The sequence below is a fragment of the Bradyrhizobium tropiciagri genome (assembly GCF_018130545.1).
Lineage (GTDB): Bacteria > Pseudomonadota > Alphaproteobacteria > Rhizobiales > Xanthobacteraceae > Bradyrhizobium > Bradyrhizobium tropiciagri_A.
Map to the genome: position 1 here is coordinate 177,434 of NZ_JAFCKF010000011.1, position 16,773 is coordinate 194,206.

General features: G+C 64.8%; 13 protein-coding genes. 7 read left to right on the forward strand and 6 right to left on the reverse strand.

The genetic code is table 11. The features are described from left to right. The first annotated feature begins 3 nt into the window (after window positions 1-3). The 4 genes from phnL to JQ616_RS36025 are packed head-to-tail and all read left to right on the forward strand — an operon-like array spanning window position 4 to window position 3,096. Complete coding sequence (gene phnL, locus JQ616_RS36010) at window positions 4-702, forward strand: phosphonate C-P lyase system protein PhnL (protein ID WP_212022915.1); 699 nt, start codon at window positions 4-6, stop codon at window positions 700-702. 12 nt (window positions 703-714) lie between these two features. Next, complete coding sequence (locus tag JQ616_RS36015) at window positions 715-1,869, forward strand: alpha-D-ribose 1-methylphosphonate 5-triphosphate diphosphatase (protein ID WP_212022916.1); 1,155 nt, start codon at window positions 715-717, stop codon at window positions 1,867-1,869. Then, complete coding sequence (phnN, locus tag JQ616_RS36020) at window positions 1,866-2,462, forward strand: phosphonate metabolism protein/1,5-bisphosphokinase (PRPP-forming) PhnN (protein WP_212022917.1); 597 nt, start codon at window positions 1,866-1,868, stop codon at window positions 2,460-2,462. The genes JQ616_RS36015 and phnN overlap by 4 nt, the downstream gene beginning before the upstream one ends. A 22-nt stretch (window positions 2,463-2,484) precedes the next feature. After that, window positions 2,485-3,096, forward strand: a complete 612-nt coding sequence (locus JQ616_RS36025) for a pyridoxamine 5'-phosphate oxidase family protein (RefSeq protein WP_212022918.1) — start codon at window positions 2,485-2,487, stop codon at window positions 3,094-3,096. 2 nt (window positions 3,097-3,098) lie between these two features. On the opposite strand, the gene JQ616_RS36030 is transcribed toward JQ616_RS36025, so the two are convergent. Both JQ616_RS36030 and JQ616_RS36035 read right to left on the reverse strand, forming a co-directional pair. After that, window positions 3,099-4,823: a SulP family inorganic anion transporter gene (locus tag JQ616_RS36030; RefSeq protein ID WP_212022919.1), complete on the reverse strand. Its 1,725-nt coding sequence runs from the start codon at window positions 4,821-4,823 to the stop codon at window positions 3,099-3,101. A 51-nt stretch (window positions 4,824-4,874) separates the two neighbouring features. Next, the gene (locus JQ616_RS36035; RefSeq protein ID WP_212022920.1) at window positions 4,875-5,474 is read right to left on the reverse strand and encodes a TetR/AcrR family transcriptional regulator; all 600 of its coding nucleotides are present in this window, start codon (window positions 5,472-5,474) and stop codon (window positions 4,875-4,877) included. Between the two features lie 204 nt (window positions 5,475-5,678). Here JQ616_RS36035 and JQ616_RS36040 point away from each other — a divergent pair, with 204 nt between their 5' ends. Both JQ616_RS36040 and JQ616_RS36045 read left to right on the forward strand, forming a co-directional pair. Next, window positions 5,679-6,923, forward strand: a complete 1,245-nt coding sequence (locus JQ616_RS36040) for an efflux RND transporter periplasmic adaptor subunit (protein WP_212022921.1) — start codon at window positions 5,679-5,681, stop codon at window positions 6,921-6,923. A gap of 23 nt (window positions 6,924-6,946) precedes the next feature. Beyond that, on the forward strand, window positions 6,947-10,129 hold the full coding sequence (locus JQ616_RS36045; RefSeq protein WP_212022922.1) for an efflux RND transporter permease subunit: 3,183 nt from the start codon (window positions 6,947-6,949) through the stop codon (window positions 10,127-10,129). Between the two features lie 37 nt (window positions 10,130-10,166). Here the strand turns inward: JQ616_RS36045 and JQ616_RS36050 are convergent, their stop codons facing one another. The 4 genes from JQ616_RS36050 to JQ616_RS36065 form a co-directional block, all read right to left on the reverse strand. Next, the gene (locus tag JQ616_RS36050) at window positions 10,167-10,385 is read right to left on the reverse strand and encodes a hypothetical protein (RefSeq protein WP_028334528.1); all 219 of its coding nucleotides are present in this window, start codon (window positions 10,383-10,385) and stop codon (window positions 10,167-10,169) included. A gap of 238 nt (window positions 10,386-10,623) precedes the next feature. Next, window positions 10,624-11,424, reverse strand: coding sequence for an SDR family NAD(P)-dependent oxidoreductase (locus JQ616_RS36055; RefSeq protein ID WP_212022923.1), 801 nt, complete (start codon window positions 11,422-11,424; stop codon window positions 10,624-10,626). Window position 11,425: 1 nt separating this feature from the next. After that, entirely contained in the window at window positions 11,426-11,980 is a 555-nt protein-coding gene (locus JQ616_RS36060) for a carboxymuconolactone decarboxylase family protein (protein ID WP_212022924.1), read from the reverse strand. A 47-nt stretch (window positions 11,981-12,027) separates the two neighbouring features. Beyond that, window positions 12,028-12,978 carry a hypothetical protein gene (locus tag JQ616_RS36065; RefSeq protein WP_212022925.1) on the reverse strand — a complete coding sequence of 317 codons (951 nt, stop codon included), beginning with the start codon at window positions 12,976-12,978 and terminating at the stop codon, window positions 12,028-12,030. A gap of 215 nt (window positions 12,979-13,193) precedes the next feature. On the opposite strand from JQ616_RS36065, the gene JQ616_RS36070 reads away from it, so the two are divergent. Further along, a complete protein-coding gene (locus JQ616_RS36070; RefSeq protein WP_349630093.1) occupies window positions 13,194-16,670 on the forward strand; it encodes an indolepyruvate ferredoxin oxidoreductase family protein in 3,477 nt (1,158 codons plus the stop codon). Window positions 16,671-16,773 lie beyond the last annotated feature (103 nt).

The window sequence follows — 16,773 nt, forward strand, 5'->3', positions numbered from 1 at the left end:
CCAATGACCGCGATGATCGAACTTGCCAACGCCGAGAAGACCTTCACCATGCATCTGCAGGGTGGTGTCGAGCTGCCTGTGGTGCGCGGCGTTTCGTTTCACGTTGATCCCGGCGAATGCGTGGTGATGTCGGGCCCGTCGGGCGCCGGCAAATCCTCGATCCTGAAGATGATCTTCGGCAACTACCGCTGCGACAGCGGCCGGATCGGCATCCGCCACCACGGCGAGGTGATCGACCTCGCCACCGCCGAGCCGCGCCAGGTGCTGAGCATTCGCCGCTCGACCATCGGCTATGTCAGCCAGTTCCTGCGCGCAGTGCCGCGGGTGGCGACGATCGACGTCGTCGCCGAGCCGCTGATTGCCAATGGCGTGGCGCGCCAGGAGGCCCGCGAGCGCGCCGGCCGTCTGCTGCGCCGGCTCAATATCCCGGAGCGGCTGTGGACCCTGCCGCCCTCGACCTTCTCCGGGGGCGAGCAGCAGCGCGTCAATATCGCGCGCGGCTTCATCTCGGACCTGCCGATCCTGCTGCTGGACGAGCCGACCGCTTCGCTCGATGCGGCGAACCGCGCCGTGGTGGTCGAGCTGATTGCCGAGAAGAAAACCAAGGGCGTCGCGATGGTCGCCATTGTCCATGACGACGAAATCCGTCATCTGATCGCCGACCGGATCGTCGATGTCACCTCGTTTGCCGCTGCCGCCTGAAGGACCGTTGAAATGACCGCCAAGCAAGACACCATCATCGGCAACGCCCGGCTGGTCCTCGCCGATCGCGTGATCGAGCAGGGCTGGGTCGCGATCGCGGATGGCAGGATCGCCGAGTTCGGCGAGGGCAGGGCGCCCGAGGCGGCCGAGGATGCCGCAGGCGATCTTCTGATGCCCGGGCTGATCGAGCTGCACACCGACCATCTCGAGATGCACTACGTGCCGCGGCCGAAGGTGTTCTGGAATCCGGTCGCCGCCGTGATCTCCTATGACGGGCAGCTCGCCACTTCGGGCATCACCACGGTGCTGGATTCGCTGAGGGTCTGGCGCGAGGACGGCGCCGAGGATGTCGATGGCCGCGCCGGGGTATTGGCGGCGGCGATCTCGGCGGCGCGCGAGGAGAATCTGCTGCGCGCCGATCACTTCCTGCATCTGCGCTGTGAAGTGCCGATGCCCGACGTCGTCGCCGAGGCGAAGGAACTGATCGACCGCCCGGACGTGCGGCTGATGTCGCTGATGGATCATACGCCGGGGCAGCGTCAGTTCCGCGACGAGGTCAAGCTGCGCGATTACTACCGCGGCAAGGGCGGCGGCATGACCGACGCCCAACTCGACGTGCTGTTCGCGCGCCGCTTCGCCTACCAGAAGGAATATGCGGTCGCCAACACCCGCGCGATCGTCGCGCTGGCGCATGCCTACAAGATCCCGCTGGCGAGCCACGACGACACCACGGACGAGAACGTGGTCGACGCCGTCAATGACAAGGTCGCAGTCGCGGAATTCCCGACCACGATGGAAGCCGCGCGGGGCCTGCACGCAGCCGGCATCGACATCCTGATGGGCGCGCCGAACGTGGTGCGCGGCGGCTCGCACTCCGGCAATATCGCCGCCGTCGATCTCGCCAATGAGGGCATGCTCGACATCCTGTCGTCGGACTACATTCCGTCGAGCCTGCTGATGGCGGCGCTGCAATTGCCGCGGCATGTGCCGGCGATCGATCTCGCCTCCGCCGTCCGCACCGTCACCAAGACGCCGGCGGAAGCGGTCGGGCTCGACGATCGCGGCGAGATCGCGGTCGGCCGGCGCGCCGACCTGATCCGCGTCCACGTCGCGCGCGATCTGCCGGTCGTGCGCAGCGTCTGGCGCGAAGGAGGGAGGGTCGCGTGACCAACGCGTCCGTCATCGCCGGGCAGCATCCCAGCACGATCGGTCCCGGCCGGTTGATCGTGGTGGTCGGCCCGAGCGGCGCCGGCAAGGATACGCTGCTGGGACTCGCGAAAGCGGCCTGCGCCGGTGAGCGTGACATCGTTTTTTCCCGCCGCCTGATCACCCGCCAGGCCTCGGCGTCGGAAGACAATGAAGAGGTCAGCGCGGAAACGTTTCAGAGCGCGGCCGCCGCCGGCGAGTACGCCATGCATTGGGAAGCGCACGGCCATCGCTACGCGCTGTCGCGCGCGATCGACGACGAGATCCGCGCCGGGCGCACCGTGATCGCGAATGTTTCGCGCACCGTGATCGCGGCGGCACGCCGCAACTATGCCAATGCCGTCGTGGTGTCGATCACGGCGCCGCCGGATGTGCTGGCGGCGCGGCTGGCGGCGCGGGCGCGCAGCAGTGATGGTCTGCTCGCGCAGCGGCTGTCTCGTACCGTCGACGAGACTACGTCGACGCCCGATTTCACCATCGTCAATTCCGGCACCGCCGAATATCACGCGCGACAGCTCGTCCGCATCATCAAGGGCGAACGCTGGGACGACTAACCACAGAGGGAGAACAGCACTGATGTCGGTGATCTCTACGATCGAGCAGCTTGAGGCGATCTACGGCTTCCCGAACGACGCGTCGACCGTGAAGGTCGCCGATCACGTAACGCCGCTCTATCGTGTGCTCATCGAGAAATCGCCATTCGTGTCGCTTGCGACCTCGGGACCCGAGGGGCTCGACTGCTCGCCGCGCGGCGACCTGCCGGGTTTTGTCCGCATCCACGATCCGAAGACGCTGATGATGCCGGATCGGCGCGGCAACAATCGCTGCGATTCGCTGCGCAACATTGTGCGCGACCCTCGCGTCGGGTTGCTGTTCCTGATTCCGGGCTCCGGCAGCACGCTGCGCGTCAACGGCCGCGCCTATGTCACCGCCGAGCCGGAGCTGCTCGCCTCCTTCAAGATGGAAGGCAAGGCGCCGCGTACGGTGATCGTGATGAACGTGGACGAGATCTACTTCCAGTGCGCCCGTGCGATCGTGCGCTCCGAGCTCTGGAATCCCGACAAGCAAATCGACCCGAAGAGCCTGCCGACACCGGGCCAGATCCTCGCCGAAATGAGCGAGCACACGGTCGGCGGCGAGAAGTACGATCGCGAATGGCCGGAGCGGGCGCGACAGACAATGTGGTGAGGCTAGGCTTCGGCCCGGTCTTCCCAATCATCCCAGCTGACGTCGCTATTGATCTCGAGATAGCGCGCAACGGCAACGCCGATGGTCGGGAAGAAGTTGTTCTCGCCAAGCTGCGCCAGCAGGCCGAATTTCTTCAGCTTGTCCTTGACGGGATCCTTGAGCTCGGCAAAGCACAGGTCGATCTTCTGGGCATGCAATGCCTCGTCCAGCTCGGCCAGAATGTCGCCCGCGGTCACGTCCACGCTGGTGACCGGCTCGGCCGCGACCACCAGCCAGCGCACCGGCGTCGGTGATTTCGCCACGGCGTCCAGCGCACGCTCCTTGAAGAATTCAGCATTGGCAAAGAACAGCGGCGCATCCCATCGGAACAGCACCAGCCCGGGGACCTGGCGCGCGCCCGGATATCGCGTGATATCGTGATAACCCTTCACGCCGGAGGCGCGGCCCAGCACCGCGGAATGCGGCCGCCAGCCGTCCCACAGGAACTCGATGATGGCGAGTACGATAGCAAGGCCGATGCCCGGAATCACGCCGAGCACGGCCACGCCAACGAAGCAGACCATCGACAGCCAGAACTCCCACTGCTGGATGCGGTAGATCCGCATGAGGTCGCTGATCTCGAACAGGCCGAGCGCTGCGGCGATGACGACGGCGGCCAGCGCGGCATTGGGCAAATGCTGGAGCAGGTTCGGTGCCATCAGCAGCAGGAAGGCGATGGCAAGCGCGCCGATGACGCTGGTCAATTGGGTGCGCGCGCCGGCGGCTTCAGCGACGGGCGTGCGCGAGCTGCTGCTGCTGATCGGAAAGCCTTGAAAAAAGCCGGCCGCCAGATTGGCTGCGCCGAGCCCCACCATCTCCTGGTTGGGATCGACGCGATCGCCCAATCTTGCCGCATAGGACCGCGACAGCACGCTGGTGTCGGCGAATGACACCAGTGCGACGGCGCAGCCGCCGATCAGCACCTGCACGATGTCGCCATAGCTGATCCAGGGAATGGCGAAACCCGGCAGGCCCTGGGGAAGCTGCCCCAGAACCTTCACGCCATAGCGCGCCCCGAGACCGAGCACACCGGTGACGACCGTTGCCGCAACGACGGCAATCAGAATGCTCGGCAGCCGCTTGTTGCGGGCGAGCAGCAGGATCGCCGCCAATGTCGCAAGGCCGATCGCGAGCGTGACCCAATGTGTCTTTCCGTCCAGGATCGCGCCGACGATCGCCCAGAGGCTGCGCAGCGGCCCATCACCGTCGATGGAGAAGCCGAACAGCTTTGGCAGCTGGCTGATCAGAACGGTCAAGGCGATTCCGTTCATGTAGCCGTAGCGGATCGGTTTGGAGAGCAGCTCGGTGAGGAATCCCAACCGCGCAACGCCGGCCACGATGCATATCGCTCCGGAGACGATCGCCATCATCGCCGCCAACGTTACCGCGCGCATGGGATCGCCGCCCGACAGCGGAGCGACGACGCCCAGGATGACGGCAGCAAGCGCCGAGTCCGGTCCGAGGACGAGGATGCGGCTCGGCCCGAACAACGCGTAGGCGAGGAGCGGGATGATCGTCGCGTAAAGTCCGTAGATGCCGGGCAAGCCCGACGCTTCCGCATAGGCGATGCCGACCGGCACCAGCATGGTCGCGAGCACGAGCCCGGCGAAGATGTCGCGTGAGAGCCACGCCGCTTCATATCGACGGAGCGTGGTCAGACCTGGCAGCCAGCCGGTCCAATGGTTCATCGCCGGTCACTCCCATCCCGTTGGAGCTCGCGTGCGCTCGGCGTGAACCGCTCAGCCCTTCGTCTGCTCCTCGAACGCCTTCAGCGACACCGCCGCAATCTCGCGCAGTGCATTGCGGTCGGCACCCGAGGAGGCCATCACGCACATGCCTGATGTCACCGCGGAGAGATAGCGCGCAAGCGTGGCTGGATCGACGCTCTCGCCCAGATCACCTTCGGCCTTGGCGCGGACAAAGCGGTCGCGCAACTGATCCTCGGTGCGGGTGCGGCGCGCCGCCAGCTCAAATGGAACATTCTCCGAACCGGTGCCGCAGGCAAGTCCTCCCTGGACCAGCAGACAGCCGGGCGGGTTGGCGGGGTCGGTCTGCGCGTCCGCGTGCTCCATCAGAAATCGTTCGGCCACCTCGTGCGCGGTCGGGGCAACGAGCACCCGGTCCATCCAGGCGTCGCGCTTTTCGGTGTAGCGGTCGAGCGCGGCCTTCAGCAGGCCTTCCTTGCTGCCGAAGGCGGCATAAAGGCTCGGGGGATTGATGCTCATCGCCTCGGTGAGTTGCGCGATCGTCGCGCCCTCGTAACCGTGGCGCCAGAACACGTCCATGGCCCGGTCCAAAGCGGCGTCCGCGTCGAAGGCGCGGGGGCGTCCCATTCCCATTTCTCGTTGCTCCGTAAGCCGGGTGCCGTTTCTATGACGGATTGTCCCTAGCTTATCCTCTTGTTGCACGTGATGTTTTTCCGCGTCTTCCCATTTCCCCACGAATGAGATAATAAATTCATAGTGCTCGATACATAAGTATCTTGCGAACCGGCGTCCAGCTCCACATCTGTAGCGAACACTACAGATATCTGGAGCGCGTGAATGCCCTCGTCAACCCAAAATCCCCGTTCCGGCCGGTTCCGACGCGTCGTCGGCGGTGTTGTGATCCTTGGCGCCCTCGCGGTGGCCGGTTCGATCGCGACCGGCCATTATTTCCATGCCGCCCAGGCGACCGCGACCGCCGCCGCCGCTGAACCGGCGGTGCCGGTCACCGTGGCCGTGATCCAGCCGCGACCCACCACCCTGTTCGATGACTTCTCGGGCCGGCTCGAGGCCGTCGACCGCGTCCAACTCCGGCCCCGGGTGGCGGGCGCGATCCTGTCGACCAATTTCACTGAGGGTGCGCTGGTGAAGTCCGGCGACATCCTGTTCAAGATCGATCCCGCACCTTACGCGGCGGAGGTCGACCGGGCTCAGGCCCAGCTCGAGGCCGCCAAGGCCCGTGTCGTCTTTACCACCAGCGAAGTCGAGCGCGGTGCGCAGCTGGTCGGCAACAACATCGTGACCAAGCGCGATTTCGACCAGCGCGATAACGCCAATCGCGAGGCGATCGCCAACGTCAAGGCCGCCGAGGCCGCGCTGCAGACTGCAAAGCTCAATCTCGACTACACCGAGGTCCGCGCGCCGGTCGACGGCCGGGTCGGCAGGATCGAGGTGACCGTCGGCAATCTCGTCGCGGCAGGCACTTCGTCGCCGGTCCTGACCTCGCTGGTCTCGGTCAATCCGATCTATGCGAGCTTCGATGCCGACGAGGAAGTCGTGCTGCGCGCGCTGAACTCGATCGCGGATGCCTCGGGCAAGCGCGGCAATCTCGATCAGATCCCGGTCGACATGGTCACCTCGGGCGGTCTCAGCGCCAAGGGCCACATCCAGCTGATCGACAATCAGGTCAACGGGCAGAGCGGCACTATCCGCGTCCGCGCCGTGTTCGGGAACGATGACGGCCGGTTGATCCCCGGACAGTTCGCCCGCGTGCGCATGGGCCAGCCCAAGCAGCAGACGATGGTGCTGATCGACGAGCGTGCGGTCGGCACCGACCAGGACAAGAAGTTCGTCATGCTGGTCGGTGACGACAGCCGCGCGGTCTATCGCTCCGTCACGCTTGGCGGTTCGGTCGACGGCTTGCGGATCGTCACCGCCGGCCTGAAATCCGGCGACCGCATCGTCGTCAATGGCCTGCAGCGCGTGCGTCCCGGTGCACTTCTGAAGATGGAAGTCGCCGAGATGGGCGCGCGCGGCATGCAGCAGGCATCCACTGAAACCAACCAGCACGTCGTGCAGCGCTAGGCGCTGCGCGCGGGGGCGGAGCCATGAATCTCTCAAAATTCTTCATCGACCGGCCGATCTTCGCCGGCGTGCTATCGATCCTGATCTTCCTGGCCGGCCTGATCTCGCTGGTGGCGATGCCGATCTCGGAATATCCCGACGTGGTGCCGCCGTCGGTCGTGGTGCGCGCGACCTATCCCGGCGCCAACCCGAAGGTGATCGCCGAGACGGTGGCAACGCCGATCGAGGAGCAGATCAACGGCGTCGAGGGCATGCTCTATATGTCGAGCCAGGCCACCACCGACGGCGCGATGACGCTGACGGTGACGTTCCGGCTCGGCACCGACCCCGACAAGGCGACCCAGCTGGTGCAGAACCGGGTGCAGCAGGCCGAGCCGCGCCTGCCGGCCGTGGTGCGCCAGCTCGGCATCATCACCAAGAAGAGCTCGCCCGACCTCACCATGGTCGTGCATCTGCTGTCGCCGAACAACCGCTACGACATGACGTATCTGCGCAACTACGCAGTGCTCAACGTCAAGGACCGGCTGGCGCGGATCGACGGTGTCGGCGACGTCCAGCTCTATGGCGCCGGCGATTATTCGATGCGGGTCTGGGTCGATCCGCAGAAGGCCGCCGAGCATGCGTTGACCGCCAGCGACGTGGTGCGCGCGATCCAGGCGCAGAACGTCGAGGCCGCGGCCGGCGTGGTCGGCTCCTCGCCGAGCGTCAAGGGTCTCGACCTCCAGCTCTCCGTCAACGCCGAGGGGCGGCTGTCGACCGAGGAGCAGTTCGGCGACATCGTGGTCAAGACCGGCTCAGCCGGTGAGGTGGTGCGGCTGCGTGACGTTGCCCGGATCGAGCTCGGTGCGTCCGAATACGGCCTGCGCTCGCTGCTCGACAACAAGCAGGCGGTCGCGATCCCGATCTTCCAGGCGCCGGGGTCGAACGCGCTGGAGATCTCCGATCATGTCCGCGCCACCATGGCCGAGATCAAGAAGAACATGCCGGAAGGCGTGTCATACCAGATCGTCTACGATCCGACGCAGTTCGTGCGTTCCTCGATCGAGGCCGTGATCCACACCCTGCTCGAGGCGATCGCGCTGGTCGTGCTGGTCGTGATCCTGTTCCTGCAGACCTGGCGCGCCTCGATCATCCCGCTGATCGCGGTCCCGGTGTCGATCGTCGGCACTTTCGCAGTGATGCATGTGTTCGGCTTCTCGATCAACGCGCTCAGCCTGTTCGGCCTGGTGCTCGCGATCGGAATCGTGGTCGACGACGCCATCGTCGTGGTCGAAAACGTCGAGCGCAACATCGAGTCCGGGCTGTCGCCGCGCGACGCCACCAACCAGGCGATGCGCGAAGTGTCCGGCCCGATCATCGCGATCGCGCTGGTCTTGATCGCGGTGTTCGTGCCGCTCGCCTTCATCTCCGGCCTCACCGGACAGTTCTACAAGCAGTTCGCCCTGACCATCGCGATCTCGACCGTGATCTCCGCCGTCAACTCGCTGACGTTGTCGCCCGCGCTGTCGGCGCTGCTCTTGAAGGGCCATCACGAGCCGAAGGACTGGCTGACCCGGATCATGGAGAGGTCGCTGGGGTGGTTCTTCCGCGGCTTCAACAAGGTCTTCATCAAGTCCTCGGAGAACTACGGGCGTACCGTCACCAAGGTGATCTACGGCAAGGCCGTGGTGATCGGCCTTTATGTGCTGCTGATTGGCGTCACCGGGGTGCTGTTCAAGCAGGTGCCGTCTGGCTTCGTGCCGGGACAGGACAAGCAGTATCTGGTCGGCTTTGCCCGGTTGCCCGACGGCGCCACGCTCGATCGCACCGAGGAAGTGATCCGCAAGATGAGCGACATCGCGCTGACCCAGCCCGGTGTCGAGAGCTCGGTGGCGTTTCCCGGCCTGTCGATCTCCGGCTTCACCAACTCCTCCAACGCCGGCATCGTGTTCTCGACCCTGAAGCCGTTCGACGAGCGCAAGGATCCGTCGCTCTCGGGGCCTGCGATCGCCGCGGCGCTGAACAAGAAATATGCCGGCATCCAGGATGCCTTCATCGCCATGTTCCCGCCGCCGCCGGTCAACGGCCTCGGCACCATCGGCGGCTTCAAGCTGCAAATCGAGGATCGTGCCGGCCTCGGCTATGAGGCGCTGAACGACGCCACCAAGGCATTCATGGGCGCGATCCAGAAGGCGCCGGAGATCGCCGGCGCGTTCTCGAGCTTCCAGGTCAACGTGCCGCAGCTGTTCGCCGACATCGATCGCACCAAGGCGTTGCAGCTCGGCGTGCCGGTGACGGAAGTCTTCAACACGCTGCAGATCTATCTCGGCTCCTACTACGTCAACGACTTCAACAAATTCGGCCGTACCTATTCGGTCTATGTGCAGGCGGACGCGCCGTTCCGCGCGCGTGCCGACGACATCAGGCAGTTGAAGGTGCGCTCGTCGTCCGGTGACATGGTGCCGCTGTCGGCGCTACTGAAGGTCCGCCAGAGCGCGGGTCCGGAACGGGCGATCCGCTACAACGGCTTCCTGTCGTCCGACATCAACGCCGCAGCCGCGCCCGGCTATTCCTCCGGCCAGGCGCAGGAGGCGGCGACGCGGATCGCGGCCGAAACGCTGCCGCCGGGCTTTGCCTTCGAATGGACCGACCTGACCTATCAGGAGTTCATCGCGGGCAATTCCGGGCTCTGGGTGTTTCCGCTCGCGATCCTCCTGGTGTTCCTGGTGCTTGCCGCGCTCTATGAGAGCCTGGCGCTGCCGCTCTCGATCATCATGATCGTGCCGATGGGCCTGTTGGCTGCGATGTTCGGCGTCTGGCTGTCGAAGGGTGACAACAACGTCTTCACCCAGATCGGCCTGATCGTGCTGGTCGGATTGTCGGCCAAGAACGCCATCCTGATCGTCGAATTCGCGCGCGAGCTCGAATTCGCCGGGCGGTCACCGATCCGCGCCGCGATCGAAGCGAGCCGGCTGCGGCTGCGGCCGATCCTGATGACGTCGATGGCGTTCATCATGGGTGTGCTGCCGCTCGTGCTGTCGACCGGCGCGGGCTCGGAGATGCGGCGCGCGATGGGTGTCGCGGTGTTCTCCGGCATGATCGGCGTTACCGTGTTCGGCCTGTTCCTGACGCCGGTGTTCTATGTGCTGCTGCGCAGCCTCACCGGGATGAAGCCGCTGACCCAGCACGGCGAGACCACGATCCCCGGAAAAGCACACGCGGCATGATGCCGCGTGTGTAAGCTTCGTGTCATTTTGAAAGAGGTCAGGCTGCGATATCGAGCAGCAGAAGCGACGAACCGCGGACCAGCACCTTGCGGCCCGCGGGCGTCAGTTCAAACGAATCGCCGCGCACGGCGACATAGCCGAGCGTGATCAGGCTTTCGACGGCAAATCGATTCAGCCGTGACGGGTTTGCTGCGGGAGCCCGCAGCGCTTTCAGCGCATCCCACTGATCGGGTCTGAGTTCGAATTCTTCGCTCATCGGTTCAGGCACTCCAGAAGTTCTTGGCGTGCGAGATACAGAGCGCAGATGAATTTCGTGCGACCACAACGAGTCAGGATTTCGATTTATGTGGACGCGCCGTCACATCGCCGTGTCATTGGAATATTTCAATTTTTTCGAATCATTGCGACGCAATAACGCGTGATTTCGTCACAGTGATTAATCCCGAATGGTCACACAGGTTAATCGTCCCGATTAACCGGGTTAACCGTGTCAATTAACCGCGGCGCACACTTGCGCCACCGTCGACCGGCAACGTGACACCGGTCACGAAATTCGCCTCATCGGAGGCAAGAAACAGCGCGGCATTGGCGACATCCCAGCCGGTGCCCATCTTGTGACGCAGCGGCACCTTGCTGTCGCGCTCGGCCTCGACCTCGGCGCGGCTCTTCTTGAATTCGCGCGCCCGCGTGTCCACTGCCATCGGCGTGTTCATCAATCCCGGCAGGATCACGTTTGCGCGAATGCCATATTGCGCATTCTGGTACGCGAGCTGTTCGGTGAAGGCGATCATCGCCGACTTGGTCGCCTTGTAGGCAACGTAGGGATAGGTCGTGATCGCGGCCATCGACGAGATGTTGATGATCGAGCCGCGCTGCTGCTGGCGCATGATCGGGATCACATGCTTGGCGGCGAGAATGCAGCTCTTCAGATTGATCGCGACGCAGCGGTCGAAGGCTTCCTCGGTGATATCGAGCAGCTCGGCATCGCCGCCGGACAGGCTGACGCCGACATTGTTGTGCAGGATGTCGACGCTGCCCCAGCGGCCATGCGCATCCGCCACCATCGCCTTGATGTCGGCATTCTTGGTGACGTCGGCCTTGAAGGCGACTGACGTGCCGCCCTTGGCCGCGATCAGGTCGACGGTTTCCTGCGCCGAATCCAGATTGTGATCGACGCACAGAACCTTGGCGCCTTCGCGCGCGAAGGTCAGCGCGGTGGCGCGGCCGTTGCCGATACCCTCGCCGGGGCTCTGGCCGGCGCCGACGACGATGGCGACGCGATCTTGCAGGCGCATCTCATTTCACTCCCGGGATCGGGTACTGTTGCAGTACCTCTTTGTAGGTTGGTTCGTTGTCGATCTTCATGGTGGCGAGCACCCGAACCACGGCGCAGTAGAACGCGATCGTGAGCACCAGATCGGTCATGTGCTCGTCGGAGAGCTCCCGCTTGATCTCGGCGAAGGTCGCATCGGACATTGCGAGCTCGCGCACCATCTCGCGGGCGCCCCTCAGGATCGCTCTCGCCAGCGGCTCGAGCGTCGACGGCTTGCCATCGGTCTCCGCGATCAGGCCCTTGATGTCCTCGTCGGTGACGCCGAACTCCTTGCCGATCTTCACATGGTGGGTGAACTCGTATTCCGACTTCTCGAGCCAGCCGACCTGCAGGATCGCAAGCTCGCGCAGCCGTGGATCGAGCTTGCTCTTGAAGCGGATGTAGCCGCCGATTCCGTTGAAGGCACGCGCCATATCAGGCGAGTTGACCAACAGCTTGTGCAGATTGGTGTTGCGCTTGAGCATGTCGCGATATTCGGGGGCGACCTGGTCGGCTTCGAGATAGGGCAGGCGGGCCATTGTTGTTGTCCTTGTTGCGGCGGCTTGCAGGAAATGTGGCTGTCGCGTCAGCCGTAGAGGGCTTTGTGCTCGCGCTCATAGTTGGCGTAGGAATCCTTCATGCTGGCGCCGTTCAGCAGCATGGTCGCGACCACGGCGTTGTCGGCATCGAACACGGACGAGCGCACCCACATGCTCTCGGTGCGTTTGCTGCCCGAGAGCGCCACGACCTCACGCTCGACCCAATAGGTCTCGCCGGGGAACAACGGCCCACGCACAAGCCGGATCTCCTGGTCGGCGAACAGCCCGACGGCGGGGCCGCGGACCGGCAGGCGGTCTTCGCGGGCGCGATACTGGAACAGCACGCTCAGCATCTCCATCGGGATGATGGCGCGGCCCCAGGGATTGTGCTCCAGCGAATAATAATCCGACGGCTCGGTGATCACCTTGAGCTTGTCGGTCAGCGAAAACGGATAGAGGTCGCCCATGTTCTGGTCGAAGTCCATCTTGATCGCCTGCCGCGCCGTCTTCATGCCGACCTTGATGTCGGCGAGGATCACGGGATCGGTCAGTGGCTTCAATTCGCCGAGCCGGTGGCTCAGCGCCGTCTCGCTGCCGTCGCCATCGATCGAGGCGGTGCCGCGCAAAATCTCGGTGCCGTCGCGCTTGATCATCCCGATCGTGCATACGGTCTGACCCGGCTTCGGGTTCTCGATCTGGGCCTGCACCTCTTCGCCCTCGAATACCGGGTTGCGGTAATGCGCCGACAGGCAGCCGGTCATGAACCAGGCCCGGCCCCAAATCCGCTCGCACAGCGGTGCGAATTGGCTGAAATGGGTCGGTCCCTCGATGGTGCCGCCGCGGAAGCCGAGCTTCTGCGCGGTTGCGTCGTCGTGGATCGACGCGTGGGAGTCGTAGGTCTGGGCCTGCAGCATCTGCTTCGGGCTGCGCCAGGGACCCACCAGCAGATTGTCCTTCTCCACGATTTCCGTCGTGAACGCGGATTCGACTGTAATCATCCTTGGTCTCCCTTTGCGCGCCACCGTTTCAAAGATGCCGGGGTTCGGCAAGCCTCGCAGAGAAACAAGGCCTCGCAGGCGCAGCACGAGATATGTGCTGCGGCCATGGAACGGGGCTGTTCATGCATAACAAAATCAGTGCATGCTGATGCATGATCATTCGGCAGAAAAGACCGGTTCGGACCGGCGTGACTTAACCGACGGGGAGCGCGAGACTGATGGCGTTGATGGACGTTGGACTGGACGACAAGTACCGGTTGGACACCAAGCGAATCTTCCTCTCCGGTACCCAGGCGCTGGTCCGATTGCCCATGTTGCAGCGCGAACGCGACCGCGCGCACGGGCTGAACACCGCCGGTTTCATCTCCGGTTACCGCGGCTCGCCGCTCGGCATGTATGACCACGCGCTGTGGCGGGCGAAATCGTTCCTGAAACAGCATGACATCGCCTTCGTTCCCGGCCTCAACGAGGATCTGGCGGCGACCGCGGTATGGGGTAGCCAGCAGGTCGGTATGTTCCCGGGCGCCAAGGTCGATGGCGTGTTCGGCATCTGGTACGGCAAGGGCCCCGGCGTCGACCGCTCGCTCGATGCGCTCAAGCACGCCAACTCGGCCGGCACATCGCCGAATGGCGGCGTGATTGCGCTCGCCGGCGACGACCATGGCTGCCAGTCCTCCACCCTCGCGCATCAGAGCGAGCAGGTGTTCGCCTCAGCGCTGATGCCGGTGATCAATCCGGCGACGTTGCAGGACTATCTCGACCTCGGCATCCTCGGTTTCGCGCTGTCGCGCTATTCCGGCTGCTGGGTCGGCTTCAAGGCGATCTCCGAGACAGTAGAGAGCTCGGCTTCGATCGTCAGCGATCCCGATCGCATCAAGATCATCATGCCCGACGATTTCGAGATGCCGCCGGACGGGCTCTCGATCCGCTGGCCGGATCCGCCGCTGGAGGCGGAACGGCGTCTGCATGGTCCGAAGATGGAGGCCATTGCGGCCTTCGCCCGCGCCAACCGCTTCGACCGCATCGTGCTGGATTCCAAGCCGGCGCGGCTCGGCATCATGGCGACCGGCAAGGCCTATCTCGACCTGCGCCAGGCGCTCGCCGATCTCGGCATCACCGATGCCGATGCGCAAGAATTGGGCCTGCGCATCTACAAGGTGGCGCTGACCTGGCCGCTCGAAGCAAACGGCGCGCGGGCCTTCGCCGAAGGCTTGCAGGACGTGCTGGTGGTCGAGGAGAAGCGGGGCTTCATCGAGGACCAGCTGGTCCGCATCCTCTACAACATGGACGCGTCGAAGCGTCCCTCAGTGGTCGGCAAGCGCGACGAGAGCGGTGCGCCGCTGCTGCCGAGCGAGGGCGAGCTGACGCCGACCATGGTTGCCGCCGCCGTCGTCGCGCGGCTGCGCAAGCTCGGCCATCGCAGTCCGCTGCTGGAGCAGCGTTTGGCAAAGCTCGAGGCGTTCGATCGCCCGGCCGAGGGCACGGCTGCCGCGAAACTGTCGCGGACACCGTATTTCTGCTCCGGCTGCCCGCACAATTCGTCGACCAAGATCCCCGAGGGCAGCCGTGCCATGGCCGGCATCGGCTGTCACGGCATGGCGCTGTCGGTACCGAACCGCAACACCCAGACCATCTCGCATATGGGCGCGGAGGGCGTGAGCTGGATCGGGCAGGCGCCGTTCACCAGCGAACAGCACGTGTTCCAGAATCTCGGCGACGGCACCTACACGCATTCCGGTCTGCTGGCGCTGCGCGCGGCGGCGGCTGCCGGCGTCAACATCACCTACAAGATCCTCTACAACGATGCGGTCGCGATGACCGGTGGCCAGCCCGCCGAGGGCGGTTTCACCGTGTCGCAGATCGCGCATCAGGTCTGGGCCGAGGGCACCAAGAAGCTCGCGATCGTCTCCGACGATCCCGACAAATATCCCGCCAATTATTTCCCGTCGGGCGCCACCATCCATCATCGCCGCGAGCTCGACGCCGTGCAGCGTACCCTGCGCGAGATCGAGGGGCTCACCGTCCTGATCTACGACCAGACCTGCGCCGCCGAGAAGCGGCGCCGCCGCAAGCGTGGGCTGTTTCCCGATCCCGCCAAGCGCGTGTTCATCAATGAGCGCGTCTGCGAGGGCTGCGGCGACTGCTCGGTGGCATCGAACTGCGTCTCGGTGCAGCCGCTGGAGACCGAGCTCGGCCGCAAGCGCCGCATCGACCAGTCGAACTGCAACAAGGATTTCTCCTGCATCGAGGGTTTCTGCCCGAGCTTCGTGATGGTGCAGGATCCCAAGCTGCGCAAGGCCGACCGCACTGCCGCCGATCCCAAGGCGCTGTTCGCCGACCTGCCGACGCCACCTGCGAACGCGTTGAGCAACCCCTACAACATCCTGATCACCGGCATCGGCGGCACCGGCGTCATCACCATCGGTGCGCTGCTCGGCATGGCCGCGCATGTCGAGGGGATCGCCTGCTCGACGCTCGACTTCACCGGCCTGTCGCAGAAGAACGGCGCGGTCATGAGCCATGTCAGGCTGGCGCCGACGTCGGACATGCTGACCACGGTCCGCATCGCGCCCGGCAATGCCAATCTGATCCTCGGCTGCGACCTCGTGGTTGCCACCAGCGTGCCGGCGCTGAGCCGCGCCGAGCGCGGCGTGACCCGGGCCGTCGTCAACGCCGATCTGCTGCCGACCGCGAGCTTCGTGATCGACCCCGATATCGACTTCGAGGCCAGCTCGATGCGCGATGCGCTGAACGGCGCGGTGCGGCCTGACGATCTCGACATCCTCGACGCAACAGTGCTTGCGACCGCGCTGATGGGCGACAGCATCGCCACCAACGCCTTCATGCTCGGCTTCGCGTTCCAGCGCGGTGCGATCCCGCTGTCGCTCGAGGCGATCCTGAAGGCGATCGAGCTCAATGGCGCCGCCATCGACATGAACAAGACCGCATTTTCCTGGGGCCGGCTTGCCGCGCACGATCTGCAGCGCGTGGTCAGTGCCGCGCGCTTCAAGAACGCGGGCACAGCTCCGGCGAAGAAGACGCTGGATGAGGCGATCGCGTTCCGCGCCAAATTCCTCACCGACTATCAGGATGAGGCCTACGCCAAGCGCTATCTCGACGACGTCGCGCGCGTCCGCTCGGCCGAGGCCGCGGCGGCGCCGGGCTCGCAGGACCTGACCGAGGCTTTTGCAAAAGGTCTGTTCAAACTGATGGCCTACAAGGATGAATACGAGGTCGCGCGGCTCTATTCCGACGGCGAGTTCAACAAGGCCTTGAGGGAGCAGTTCGAGGGCAATTCCGGTTTGAAGGTGTTGCTGGCACCGCCGCTGCTGGCGCAGCGTGATCCCGTGACCGGGCGCTTGCAGAAGCGCGAATTCGGGCCGTGGATCTTCAAGGCGTTCGGCCTGCTGGCGGGGCTGAAGGGCCTGCGCGGCACTGCGTTCGACATCTTCGGCTACACCGCCGAGCGCAAGATGGAGCGCGCGTTGCCGGTCGACTATTCGGCGATGATCCTGCGTCACCTCGACGGCAAAAAGCCGCTCGATTTGCCGCGCCTGGTGGCGCTGGCGAAGGCTGCGGACCTCGTGCGCGGCTATGGCCACATCAAGGAAGGCAACGTCGCCCGCTTCCGCACCGAATGCGCAAGGCTGGAGCGCGCGATCGGCCAGCCGCTGGCACAGGCGGCCGAGTAGGGGAACTTTCCACGGCCGCCTTGGTTGACCGGTAACCCTGCCGGTCGCCGCGGCTGGATTCGTGCGGCCGCGCTCCTACATAAAGGCCGTTCTGTTCCAGTCA